The following is a 12,619-nucleotide window of genomic DNA, read 5'->3' on the forward strand; positions in this document are numbered from 1 at the left end:
AGATAAATCTGCAAGTACCTATTGTTTTACGAATCCTGACTTTCTGCTCCTCTGTCGGATTTATTTCCGTCTTGAAGCTCTTCAGCAATTTCCTCATCCCTTTCTATCTGTTTTTTTATACTTACGAAGCCCTTTGCAACCTGCAGGAGAGCACATGAAGTATTGAAACAATATCCTACACGAGTTCTCTATCTGATTTCTAATCTAATTATAGAACAAATGGAAAATTCATGCATTAGGTTCAGCTTCGAGAACGCCGTTTAATAGGTGCTTATGAAATTTAATTTTCACTAACCTATGGTTTGTGGGTATTCAAATTATGCTTTTGATTTTTTGTTCCATTACTTCATCTAATAAATCGTTACACAGTTTCCATATTCTTCAATACACTGGTCTACAATAATTCCTTTTGCAATACAAAATCTTAAAAATGCAATGCGATTTCAGTAAATACTAATTATAAGTGTAATAACGCCTATTAGTTGGAGTTCGGTTTGCCTATAAAGTTTCTTCTCTATCCCAACGTTATAATGTCTTAACAGGTACGCCTTAAAGTTCAGCAAAATCCTTTGATTTATAATTTGTGATATTTGATGTTTTCATATTAAAGCTTTCCTTTGAGTAGATTTGAACACATTTAATCACAATAGTCGATATATTTAGTTACTTATATTTTCCTCTTTTTGATTATTATAGTATAGTTCTGTTCCTATTCCTACCAAATAGTATGAATTGACTATTCGAGGAATGAGTTTCCTTTATCTTTCTATGTAAAAGTATTCTAAACAAGAAATAAGTGGCTTACACATATATATACTCATTCATCAGAGTGAATTACTTCCTATTTTTTGAATTATTTTCATTATTTGTATTCACCTCTAAAATAGTGTAGAATACAAAAAAACGGAGGATATAAAGATGCTATCATTTGAAAGTGATTATACAGAAGGGGCACATCATGCCATTCTAGAAAAATTTATTGAAACAAATATGGATCAGCAGTCAGGATATGGAGTAGATGTATATTCTGAATCTGCAAGAAAAAAGATTGCGAAAGCGTGTGGTAAAGAAGATGCTGATATTTACTTTATTACAGGTGGTACACAGACTAACCAGTTAGTCATTGATACAATGTTGAAGCCATATGAAGGTGTTGTCGCTGCAGTGACAGGACATGTGGCGGCTCATGAAGCAGGGGCCATTGAATATACAGGACATAAAGTGCTCACTGTCCCACAGTATTTAGGTAAGTTAAAAGCATCAGATGTCAAAGAATTAGTAGATACATTCTATAACGATGCTAACCATGAACATATGGTATTCCCAGGTATGGTTTATATTTCTCATCCTACAGAATATGGCACACTTTATACAAAAGAAGAATTAAAAGAAATCTCAGATGTATGTCATGCTTATAATTTGCCTTTATTCTTAGATGGTGCAAGACTTGGTTATGGTCTCATGTCTTATGATACTGATGTAACACTAGAAGATATCGCAGAACTTACTGATGTATTCTATATTGGTGGAACTAAAGTAGGGGCATTATGTGGAGAAGCTGTTGTCTTTACTAAGAATAATACACCAGCACACTTTGTAAACCTTATTAAGAAACATGGTGCTTTACTTGCAAAAGGACGTTTAAATGGTGTTCAATTTGATGTTCTTTTTACAGATGATCTCTATTTCAAGATTTCAAGACACGCCATTGATATGGCTGAAAAGCTTAAAACAATCTTTAAAGAAAAGGGTTATGAATTCTATATTGATTCTCCTACAAACCAGCAGTTCTTTATTGTAGACAATAAGAAACTAGAGGAACTAGAAAAGCATGTACGCTATGGTTTCTGGGAAAAGTACGATGATACACATACTGTAGTACGTTTTGCGACAAGCTGGGCTACTACAGAAGAATCTATTGAAAAACTTAAAGAACTATTATAAAAAGATTCCTCACGGAATCTTTTTTAGTGCCATGCTGTAGTACGTTCATCTATGACCTGGCCGTTTTCAATTTTATAAAATCCTAATACGATAGTAGTACCATTCTTTGTTTCCTCATAAACATATTCATGCTCATGAGTTTCATAATAATTCAAATGACGTATTACACCATCTTTATTATAAACAACTGCATACATCCATCCCTTTGCACTGATACCATAATTTATATCATCATAATGAAGGTAATCAGCGACCATTCTCAATTCTTTTCTGATCTCATCAGCATTATTACCAGCCATATCACCTTTAGTTGTTAATGCATCCTGACCAGTCACAATAGAACTATTTGTCTTCCCATTATAATAAAGATTATAAAGTGTATCATCCTGCTCAGTTCCTTGAATCACAACACCTACATGATCCTTATACCAGCTAACACTCCATACATCTTCTCGAATACTTCCACCATCATCTGATAATACAAAGTCCATCTTATTGATTATCGTATCATTCTTTTTAAGAAGCAAACGTCCATCTGCACTGCTGAAGAATAGAGGCGCTCCGACTGACTGCATCACAACCTCATATTCATAATAAGACTCTTTAGCTACTGTCTCTACATGATACTTAATCATATAAATAAAAAGTCCATAAAGTAGACCAATAACTAGCACAATACTTAATACGATTCCTAGAATCACTTTTAATACTTTTTTCATATAAACTCCTTAGAAAAAAAGAAGATCTTTCGATCTTCTTATCTACCAGCACCTGCATAGTGAGATGCATAATAACCACTATTTAATGAAGATACTGTAACACCAGTACTTGAGTTAGCAGCATGAACAAACTGTCCATTACCGATATAGATACCTACATGTGAGATACCTGACTTATAAGTTCCTGCGAAGAATACTAAGTCACCAGCACTTAAGCCATCCTTAGATACTCTTGTAGTAGAACTATACTGAGCAGAAGCAGTTCTTGGTAATGACTTACCATTTTGTCTATATACCCATGAAGTGAATCCAGAACAGTCAAATGCTGTTGGCCCAGAAGCACCAAATACATAAGCAGAACCTACTCTAGATAGACCAGTTCCAACAATACCGCTATGTCCACCCTTAACACTTGTTCCACCTGCATTGTATCCACCTCTTGATGGAGCGGCAGCTACAGTGACTTTAGCACTTGCATTTGCTGTATTACCAGCATTATCAGTGACTGTATAATTTACTGTATAACTTCCAGACTTAGAAGTATTGACAGAACCACTTACATTGACTTTGCTTGTTACATCACCATCAAGATTATCAATAGCAGAAGCAAGGTTTGACTTTGCATCAAATGATGAACCATACTTCACATTAATATCATTAGACTTTAATGTAATAGCAGGAGCAGCAATATCAGCTACAGTTACATCATAAGTATTTTCAGTCTTATTACCACTTGCATCAGTTGCAGTCACCTTAATAGGCTGAGTACCATCTAACTTCTTAGTATCTACTTCACCTTCAACAGTTAAAACAGGATTCATATCATAGTTATCCTTTGCTTCAACATAGTTGTTGATATCAAAGTTATCACCGTAGTTTACTACGAAGTTACCATTCTTTAAGTTCATTTCAGGAGCAGATGTATCACCAACATTGAAAGTAAACGTCTTAGTAGCAACATTACCCATGTTATCTTCAACAGAAGCATTGATCACCTGTTCACCTAACTGAGTTGTATCTAATTCCTTATCGAAATTAACGAAGTCTGTTACATCACCATCAACATTATCAGTTGCTTTGATGTACTGTTTTAAATCGTTGCTGCCATTGGCTTCAACATTGATGACAAATCCATCATCAGTCTTAGATTCAAGAACTGGTGCTTCATTATCTACAACCTTAACATTAACAGTCTTAGTTGTTTCATTATTGAAAGCATCCTTTACTGTCACATTGACAGTATATGTTCCTAACTGGTTCTTTTCATAAGAATCAGCATGAATCTTTGTTTTTAATGTATCAGTATTATCTCTGTTATCAGAGATTGCAAAATCACTAGCTTTTAGGACAGTTCCATAAGGAACTTCAATTGTATTTGAATGTACAACAGGTGCTGTTCTATCAGCAGCTGTATAACCCACGATTGCGAAAGCGGAAATAGCAAACACAGGAATGAACATTGTCTTCTGAGTTCTTACTCTATTAGATACGAAACTCATGATTTCTTTTGTTTTCTTATCCATTTTTCTCTCTCCTTTTGTCTTTCGACAGGCTCTATTATAACACCTCATATTAAAAAATAAAGAAAAATCTTAAGAAATATTTAAGAAGTATCAAAATATGTAGTGTATATCATATAAAAATGAATTAAGAAATTTTTAAAAATAACTTAAGAATTATACAAAACGCCCTGTTTTGTAAGAAAAACACAATGAACCCACTTATAAAAAGGATTAGATTTTCATACTATATAATGATAGAATAGATTAAAAGGTGAAGAAGGAGGAAGAATCATGTTTGATAAGCTATTTAGTAAACTGCAACGTGTAGGACAGAGCTTTATGATTCCTATAGCTGTTTTACCTGTTGCTGGTCTATTGATGGGTATAGGACGTTCATTTACAAATGAAACAATGATTCAAGCTTACCATCTTCAATTCATATTAGGAAAAGGAACACCGATGAACGCATTATTCACCGTTATGAGTAATGCCGGTAATATTGTCTTTGATAATCTTCCTGTTTTATTTGCGGTCGGTATTGCGATGGGGATGGCTAGACATGAAAAAGCCACAGCGGCCTTTTCTGCATTAGTTGCTTTCTTTATTATGCATGCCTCTATTAATTCATTATTAACTATTAATGGTATTATATTGGATGGTAAGATTGCTGATTCTGTTAGACTTGGTACGATCAATACTATATGTGGTATACAGTCTTTAGATATAGGTGTCTTTGGAGGAATGGTTGTCGGACTCGGTGTCGCTTTTCTCCATAACAAGTTCTATATGACACGACTTCCTGATTTCTTATCATTTTTTGCAGGAACACGTTTTGTCCCAGTGATCTGTTCTTTTGTATTCGTATTTGTGGGAATTTTATTCTATTATATATGGCCACCTGTTCAGGAAGCCATTTATCACTTAGGTGTTTTTGTAAGAGACAGCAGTTATGCAGGAATCTTCGTATTTGGTTTTGTAAAGCGTATGCTGATTCCTTTTGGTTTACATCATGTTTTTTATCTTCCATTCTGGCAGACAGGACTAGGGGGCAATATGGTAGTGGATGGACATCTCATCCAGGGGGCACAGAATATCTTTTTTGCTCAGCTTGCTTCACCTCATGTCACACAATTTAATGTAGAAGCCACTCGCTTCTTCTCAGGTGAATATATTTTTATGATGTTTGGTTTGCCAGGTGCAGCTCTTGCTATGTATCATTGTGCAAGACCTAGCCATCGTAAAAAAACAGGAGGTTTATTACTCTCTGCATCATTGACTTCTATCTTGACTGGTATTACTGAACCACTAGAATTCACATTCCTATTTCAGGCACCACCGCTCTTTTTGGTTCATGCCATCCTAGCAGGAAGTGCTTATGCCGTTGCACAGGCACTTAATATTGCGATAGGATTGACTTTTAGTGCAGGCAATAGACTTTTTCTTATTTGGTATATTACAGGGAAACAGTAAAACAAACTGGGTATTCGTCCCAATTATTGGTTTTATCTATTTCTTGCTTTATTATACAATTTTTAAGTATGTGATTAAGCGTTATGATTTTAAAACAATCGGAAGAGGAGAAGATACACAACTTCATACAAAAAAAGACTATTCACAAAAGAAAAGTCTTGACGTAGATAGTTCTGTGTCTCACGCTATTGTAGAAGCATTAGGAGGTGTTCCTAATATATTAGATGTTGATACATGTACAACGCGTCTTCGTGCCACTTTAAAGGATCTATCACTTGTAGATGAAGAAGCCTTAAAGGCAACAGGTGCTGCAGGTATTTATATGCGTGGTGAAGGTATCCAAATTACCTATGGACCACATGTTGTTATTATCGTATCAGAAATAAAACAGATATTACATGAAGGAGAATAAAGTGAAAAAACAGCGTTATGAAGTCATTGGAACGCTAAACAATAATGGAGTTGTCGCAAAAGATGAACTCAATAAAGAAGTGATATTACTCGGTAAGGGAATCGGCTTCAAAAGAAAAACTGGAGATGTGATTGAAAATCCAGGAAAGAATATCAAATGCTATAGTTTGGAAAAGAATACAGTTAAGAATGTATTACAGGGTGTTGATCCTATCTTTTTAGAAATAGCCAATGAAATTATTCGTTATGCAGAAAAAGAATTTGGTGATATTGACACTAAGATTCTTTTACCTCTTGCAGATCATATCGCATTCTCTATTGATCGTATTAAGAATGATATGGTCATTTCAAACCCTCTTACAAGTGATATTAGATTATTGTTTGCGGATGAATATGAAGTAGCCAAGAAGGCAAGAAAGATTATCAAAAGAAGATTAGGTTATGAAATCACTGATGATGAAATTGGTTATATTTCTCTTCATATTCATGCAGCTTTGAGTTCTCAGCCACCTGGACGTTCATTACAGGTTGCCAGCATTATTCATCAGACAGTCACTTATGTAGAAGAAACCTTCAACATAGTGATTGATGAAGACTCTGTTGCTTATATTCGTTTAGTAAACCATATTAAATTCTTAATGGTCCGTCTAGATCGTAAAGAAGATGTGCAGGTTTCTATGACTGACTATACAAAAGAAAAGTTTCCAGAAAGCTATGCTGTTGCATGCCGTGTCGCAGATTATATAGAAAAGCTGATTCTTGAAAAGATATCAGATGAAGAAATAGGCTATCTTGCGATACATATAGAAAGAATCAGACATAGTGTATAATAAAAGGCAGCTTCTGCTGCCTCTTTTCTTTGTTGGCGTGCATGACAGGATTTGAACCTGCAGTCTTCAGAGCCGGAGTCTGATGCTCTATCCAGCTGAGCTACATGCACATAGCTTGTTTATTATATCATAGAAAGGATGAATTTTATGAGACAATTTGTCGCACTCACATTTAATTCTTCTTTTAAAGAAGAATTAGTTCATATTATAGATTCTTTAAAGGAAGAAGGTATTCAAGGAAAGTATTATGATCCAGATAATCTTCATATGACTTTAGCTTTCTTTGGTGAAACAAATAGACAGGATGAAATTATGGAGATTATACAATCTATTCCTTTTCCTGAAATCACCATCACTTTAAACCGTATGGGTCATTTCAAGAAGATATACTGGGTGGGAGTTCAAGAAAATCCCGAATTAGATGCTTATGTGAATACACTAAGAAGCGCATTGAAGAAGCATGATATTCCTTTCGATGAAAAACCTTTCTATCCTCATATAACCATTCTAAGAAAAGCAGAAGAAGGGGACAGAACACTCCAGGAAGTCTCTACAAAAGATATCAAAGTAGAACTCTTACAGGCCCATTACTTAGATGAAGGATTAAAATATCTTCCTTATAAGGAACAGGAAGTATTAGAAACTATTAATGAAATATATAAACAGAAGGGACATGTCACCATCGCAATAGATGGAAGATGTGGAAGTGGTAAAACAACCCTTGCGAATAAGTTAAAGGAATATCTAGATTGTCATATATTTCATATGGATGATTTCTATCTTCAGGAATATCAACGTACACAGGAGCGCTATAATGAGCCAGGCGGTAATGTAGATAGAGAACGTTTTAAAAAGGAAGTATTAGATCCTTTAAAAAATCAACAAGATGTTCTTTATCGTCCAATAGATTGTTCCTCTATGTCTATAAGTGAAGGAAAAGTATATCCTTATAAACCTATTAATATTATAGAAGGTTCTTATTCATGTCATCCTGATTTGGTAGATGTTTATGATCTTACTATATTTCTAGATATAGATGAATCATTACGACTTAAACGTATAGAAGAAAGAAATGGAAAAGAAGCTCTAAACATGTTTATAAAAAAATGGATACCATTAGAAGAAAAGTATTTTTCTTCCTTTGATATCCAAAATCATTGTGATTTCTATTTTAAAGCAGGTGACTAGCCTGCTCTTTATTTTTTCTTAGAGCTTTCTTAATAATCTTTAAACATCCCTGATCTTCATTAGAGTCAGTGATACCATAGGCTAGCTTCTTGATTTCATCTACTGCATTCTCCATCGCAAAGCCATATTTTACAGACTCTAATAAAGCATAATCATTCATCTGGTCACCAAAGGCAAGACATTCATCTCTAGAAATATTTTCATGTTTCTGGATATATCGCATCCCAAGACCTTTGTTGACACCTTCTCTTTGAATATCCATCCATTCATTACCAGATGTAATAATCTGTAATCCCTTAGGTAAAATACGTGTAATATCTCCTGCACTATTCTTAATATCTCCACGAGGGTCAAGTATCGCAATCTTAGTAATAGGTTCATCAATCTCATCAAAATCATCAATCAACTTATAAGAGCAATAATAAGTAGTCAATTCTTTAGTCAGATGATCTTTCTTTCTTGCATAAGCATACTTTTCTCCTGCCACCATAATCTTAAAATCAGGATAATGTTGTTTGACTATTTCTATCGCAAGAAAAGCTTTCTTACGGTCCATATCAAACACTTCTAAAGTATTTGGTCCCTTCGCAATATAACTGCCTCCATCTGCAATAAAATACATATCTTCACTCATAGGCAGAAACTTCTGATAAAGTCTTGCATATTGATTACCACTTGCAGCCACAAACAGTACACCCTGTTCCTTCATCTCAAAAAATAAATCAATAAAAGACTTATCAAACTGCTTGTTATTATCTAGGAATGTTCCATCCATATCTGTCGCAATTAATTTGATCATTTGTCTTTTCCCCCTTTGAGCACCACTATAGCACACATCCTTGAATTGTGGTAGACTATTTTAGAAAGGAAGTTATATATGATTCTACTATACATTTTATTGTTTCTTATTATGGCTTGTACATGGCGTACACGTTACCATATCTATACAAAAGGACTCTGTTCATTTGGCTTTATTCTCACTGCCTATTTCTCTCATCAAACAAAATTATTTCTTCTTATCTTGCCAGGATTACTCGCATTTATGATTGGAGATATGCTCTTATGTAAGAAAGAGCTATTTAGATATGGTCTTAATGCATTTCTTATAGGTGATATTGCCTGTCTATTCTTCTATTATCATTATCAGCCATTCACTTATATAGAACTTATTGCGCCGGTAATATCTATGATCTTATTGGAAGTAGTGACTTATTCTAAAGATATAGACTATAAAACAGAAATCACCAGCTATACGTTTGCGTTAGTTTGGCTGACAACTAAAAGTATTCTTACATCCATAACTATGAATACACTTAACTTCAAGATGATGTCATTAGGCTTTATCCTCTATCTTTTATCAGATGTACTTCTTATCTTCTATAAGAGAAGTAAGTACAAGATATTAGGAATTTTGAATATTTTCTTCTATTATTTCGGGATTTTTTTAATCGCTTACAGTTTTTCTTTCATATAATGTGTTAAAATAGATACAAAAGGGGAGAGAGAAATGGCAGAAACAGTGGAGGATTTAAATCAGTTAAGGGAGATGTTTCATCATTTTGATACATTGCATATTGCATTTCAAGATGATGACTATCCTTATATTGTTCCTATGAACTTTGGAATAGGAGAGGAACAAGACAAAATAGTACTTTATATTTACACACCAAGAGAAGGAAAGATGACTCATCTTATTAAAGAAAATCCTCATGTTGGTGTACAGGCAGAAACATTATATGAATATTTTTGTAAACCAGATAAGACAGTCTCTAATTCTTATTCATCTATTATTGGAAAAGGAATTGTAGAACCAATTCCTCATGAATTATATGATGAAGCGATGGAATCTATTCTCACGCATTGTGGTTATGAAACATATCCTTATAATAAGGATTATATAGACACATGCCATGTTTATAAGATTACTTTGAATCAGGTGACTGGAAAAAATCATTTTAAGGGAGTTTAAGATGTCACAGAAAAAACGTCACCAACAAATCATTACAAAACTGAACATTGATGGACAGGTCTTTGTGAAAGAACTGGCTTCATCCTTTGATGTGACAGAAGATTGTATCCGTAAAGATCTCACACTCTTAGAAAAGGCAGGAAAACTTAAAAGAGTGCATGGCGGTGCAGTTAATGTACGTGTTAACTTACATCATACCAATGTATCAGAACGTGTAGAACTTTATAGTGAAGAAAAGAAAATCATTGCATCTAAAGCCGTTAAAGAACTAGAAAAGGGCTTTGTCATCTTCTTGGATATATCTACAAGCAACTTAGAAATCGCAAAACTCATATTTGAAAAGAATATCGCACTTACTATTGTGACAAATATGATTGATATTATGCAGCTCTATAGACAAAATAGTGCAGTCAGACTCATCTTTTTAGGAGGAGACTTCAACCAGGCAAAAGATGGATTTGTAGGTGCACTTACAAATCACTTGATTAGAAAATATCGTTTTGATATTTCATTTATTGGCGTTGTTGGTATTGATTTAGACCATAATGTCATTACAACCTATGAAACAAACGATGGTATGACTAAAAAGACTGCCATCAATGCAAGTAAGAAAGCCTATATGGTAGGAGAAAGTGCTAAACTCAATCAAGATGGCAACTATGCCTATGCCTCACTTGATGACTTCACAGGCTATATATGTGAAAAAGAATTAGACCACTCTCTTGTAAAAGTATTTAAAGACCATCAGGTAGAACTCATGTGAAAAAGACCCATTTAATTGATCTGGGTCTTTTTATGTGCTGTATAGGATAAGAATATATCAATAAGTTGAGAATCTAATATATAAGGTTCTTTCTCATCATAAATCATATAACCATCAATCTTTTCAAATGTCATCTTTAATACATCTGTTAATAGATCACTTAATATATAAGTATTCATAGGTTTCTTATTGATAGCTTCTTCTCTATCTATATAAAGAGGAATCAAACGGAACCCATCAATATCTATGACATAATTAGAAGCATTACTATCGTTTTCTTCTAAATAATAATAGAAACGTATATTATCTAGAAGTTCTAAGAATGCTTCTTTTCTTTCATTTTTAACAGGAAATAAATCTTTATACTCTTCTTTTAAAGATTGATCATACTCTGTTTCTAAAGGCAATGTCTTTTCAATAAAATGAAGATGATCAGGTATATCAAAAATAGACTTATAATTCTTAGTCATAACCTGTCCTAATACTCTTTCTCCATTTTCTTCTACATAAACATAATCACCGATATCTATATGATCATAAGAAGGAATTAAATATGTCCTTACTTGTATTTTTGTCTGTACCTCACATAAAGATACCTTTAAACGATAATCATAAAGACGTTCTGCCCACTCTTTATCTACTATTAGACTTGTATCATACTTCAATATCTTATTTATTACAGGATCCTGTTCCTTTAAATCATACCAGTTCCTATTAAAGATATAAGCACGTGTTCCATTAGGGTTTAACGCAATCATGAGTTCTTTCTCTTCTTCTTTATTAAATAAGAAAAAAGAAGGGATGTCTTCATTCAATTCTTTCTTCAAGGTAATCTTATACAACTCTATTAAACGATCATCTCTATTCTCTAGAATCATGATCTTCTCTTTAAAATTCAGCCAGGAATCTGTATAACGGAATATATAATCTTTATAGAGAGGAGTCATCCTTAACTGTTCCACACCATGAATAAACTGATTCTTATCCTGTCCATATTGCACAATAAAGTGATGTACAGGATCTATATAAGTCAAGGGATGCTTTAAAAAAGTTGTTTCTCCACAATGTGGACATGTATAAGACATAATAGAATCATCAATAATACGTTCTCTTTGATCTGGCCCTACACAGCTATAAGCCTCATATCTATTCTCTTTACTGCATTTCGCACATGTAATGACATAAATATCTTTCTCTCTCATAAAATGACCTCCTAACAAAAAAAGAGCGTATACACGCTCTATTCAATCACATGGATTGTAAGATACTTCTTTTTATAAGTATGATGATTATCTCCAGCAGTTAAAGTAATACGTGTTGTACCAGGAGTAATAGTAGTCACTAAACCTTTCTGATCAACACTAGCCACATTCGCATACTGAGATGAATAATGTGTATATTCTACTTTTACTTTCTGAGGATCAGTCTTGTAATGAATCTGGTATGTTTCTCCCTGTTTCACAGTTACATACTGATCAGGAATAACCACACTACTTAATACCGGTCCCTGTGCCACACATGCATATTGATAAACACCAAACAAGAAAACAAAATAAACAATACCTAAAACCATCTTCATTTTCTTCTTTATATGTTTATTAAAATATATCAGCACAAAAGGAATCAATGGAAAAAGAACAATACCTGCGAAAATCCAACTCTTAGAAAGAGGTTCTCTTTCTTCTTCAAGCGTGCTATTTTGTTTATCTGACATATTGTACCTACCTCGTCTTTAATTCTACTTCATTATATCTAATCTTTTATGTTTTTTAAAGGCAAAAGTGAAAACTTACGTGCCTCATTTATTCTCAAAATAGAACTTA

Annotated in this window: 14 protein-coding genes and 1 tRNA gene; 8 read left to right on the plus strand and 7 right to left on the minus strand. The window is 33.6% G+C overall.

All coding sequences use genetic code 11. The features are described 5' to 3' along the window. Positions 1-97, minus strand: a 97-nt coding sequence (locus QZQ55_RS08820) for a helix-turn-helix domain-containing protein (RefSeq protein WP_295092506.1), incomplete at its 3' end; no start/stop codon positions are given. Positions 98-918: 821 nt separating this feature from the next. Between QZQ55_RS08820 and QZQ55_RS08825 the strand changes: the two genes are divergently transcribed. Next, a complete protein-coding gene (locus QZQ55_RS08825) occupies positions 919-1,944 on the plus strand; it encodes a low specificity L-threonine aldolase (RefSeq protein WP_295092474.1) in 1,026 nt (341 codons plus the stop codon). Positions 1,945-1,967: 23 nt separating this feature from the next. Here QZQ55_RS08825 and QZQ55_RS08830 read toward each other — a convergent pair whose 3' ends face one another. Both QZQ55_RS08830 and QZQ55_RS08835 read right to left on the minus strand, forming a co-directional pair. Then, positions 1,968-2,663: a hypothetical protein gene (locus QZQ55_RS08830; protein ID WP_295092477.1), complete on the minus strand. Its 696-nt coding sequence runs from the start codon at positions 2,661-2,663 to the stop codon at positions 1,968-1,970. 38 nt (positions 2,664-2,701) lie between these two features. After that, positions 2,702-4,186: an NlpC/P60 family protein gene (locus QZQ55_RS08835; protein WP_295092479.1), complete on the minus strand. Its 1,485-nt coding sequence runs from the start codon at positions 4,184-4,186 to the stop codon at positions 2,702-2,704. Between the two features lie 270 nt (positions 4,187-4,456). Between QZQ55_RS08835 and QZQ55_RS08840 the strand changes: the two genes are divergently transcribed. The 3 genes from QZQ55_RS08840 to QZQ55_RS08850 are packed head-to-tail and all read left to right on the plus strand — an operon-like array spanning position 4,457 to position 6,876. Further along, complete coding sequence (locus QZQ55_RS08840) at positions 4,457-5,635, plus strand: PTS transporter subunit EIIC (RefSeq protein WP_295092482.1); 1,179 nt, start codon at positions 4,457-4,459, stop codon at positions 5,633-5,635. After that, a complete protein-coding gene (locus tag QZQ55_RS08845; RefSeq protein WP_295092485.1) occupies positions 5,586-6,047 on the plus strand; it encodes a glucose PTS transporter subunit EIIB in 462 nt (153 codons plus the stop codon). Before QZQ55_RS08840 ends, QZQ55_RS08845 begins: the two co-directional genes overlap by 50 nt. 1 nt (position 6,048) lies before the next feature. Next, positions 6,049-6,876 carry a PRD domain-containing protein gene (locus QZQ55_RS08850; protein WP_295092488.1) on the plus strand — a complete coding sequence of 276 codons (828 nt, stop codon included), beginning with the start codon at positions 6,049-6,051 and terminating at the stop codon, positions 6,874-6,876. A 33-nt stretch (positions 6,877-6,909) separates the two neighbouring features. Here QZQ55_RS08850 and QZQ55_RS08855 read toward each other — a convergent pair. Further along, positions 6,910-6,986: transfer RNA gene (locus tag QZQ55_RS08855), tRNA-Arg, on the minus strand. Between the two features lie 37 nt (positions 6,987-7,023). Here QZQ55_RS08855 and thpR point away from each other — a divergent pair. Beyond that, complete coding sequence (gene thpR / locus QZQ55_RS08860; protein WP_295092490.1) at positions 7,024-8,064, plus strand: RNA 2',3'-cyclic phosphodiesterase; 1,041 nt, start codon at positions 7,024-7,026, stop codon at positions 8,062-8,064. Here the strand turns inward: thpR and QZQ55_RS08865 are convergent. Further along, the gene (locus tag QZQ55_RS08865; RefSeq protein WP_295092492.1) at positions 8,048-8,863 is read right to left on the minus strand and encodes an HAD family hydrolase; all 816 of its coding nucleotides are present in this window, start codon (positions 8,861-8,863) and stop codon (positions 8,048-8,050) included. The two genes, thpR and QZQ55_RS08865, sit on opposite strands and share 17 nt — an antisense overlap. A gap of 78 nt (positions 8,864-8,941) precedes the next feature. On the opposite strand from QZQ55_RS08865, the gene QZQ55_RS08870 reads away from it, so the two are divergent. Genes QZQ55_RS08870 through QZQ55_RS08880 form a run of 3 tightly spaced genes read left to right on the plus strand, consistent with a single transcriptional unit; the run spans position 8,942 to position 10,796 of the window. After that, positions 8,942-9,538, plus strand: coding sequence for a lysoplasmalogenase family protein (locus QZQ55_RS08870; protein WP_295092495.1), 597 nt, complete (start codon positions 8,942-8,944; stop codon positions 9,536-9,538). A 33-nt stretch (positions 9,539-9,571) separates the two neighbouring features. After that, entirely contained in the window at positions 9,572-10,033 is a 462-nt protein-coding gene (locus tag QZQ55_RS08875; RefSeq protein WP_295092497.1) for a pyridoxamine 5'-phosphate oxidase family protein, read from the plus strand. A gap of 1 nt (position 10,034) precedes the next feature. Next, positions 10,035-10,796: a DeoR/GlpR family DNA-binding transcription regulator gene (locus tag QZQ55_RS08880; RefSeq protein WP_295092499.1), complete on the plus strand. Its 762-nt coding sequence runs from the start codon at positions 10,035-10,037 to the stop codon at positions 10,794-10,796. An 11-nt stretch (positions 10,797-10,807) separates the two neighbouring features. On the opposite strand, the gene QZQ55_RS08885 is transcribed toward QZQ55_RS08880, so the two are convergent. Both QZQ55_RS08885 and QZQ55_RS08890 read right to left on the minus strand, forming a co-directional pair. Continuing rightward, positions 10,808-11,998 (minus strand): CpXC domain-containing protein, encoded by a 1,191-nt coding sequence (locus tag QZQ55_RS08885; protein ID WP_295092502.1) that lies wholly within the window; start codon positions 11,996-11,998, stop codon positions 10,808-10,810. Positions 11,999-12,036: 38 nt separating this feature from the next. Beyond that, positions 12,037-12,510, minus strand: a complete 474-nt coding sequence (locus tag QZQ55_RS08890; RefSeq protein WP_295092504.1) for an Ig-like domain-containing protein — start codon at positions 12,508-12,510, stop codon at positions 12,037-12,039. Positions 12,511-12,619 lie beyond the last annotated feature (109 nt).

It is taken from the genome of uncultured Catenibacterium sp. (genome assembly GCF_900540665.1).
GTDB lineage: Bacteria > Bacillota_I > Bacilli_A > Erysipelotrichales > Coprobacillaceae > Catenibacterium.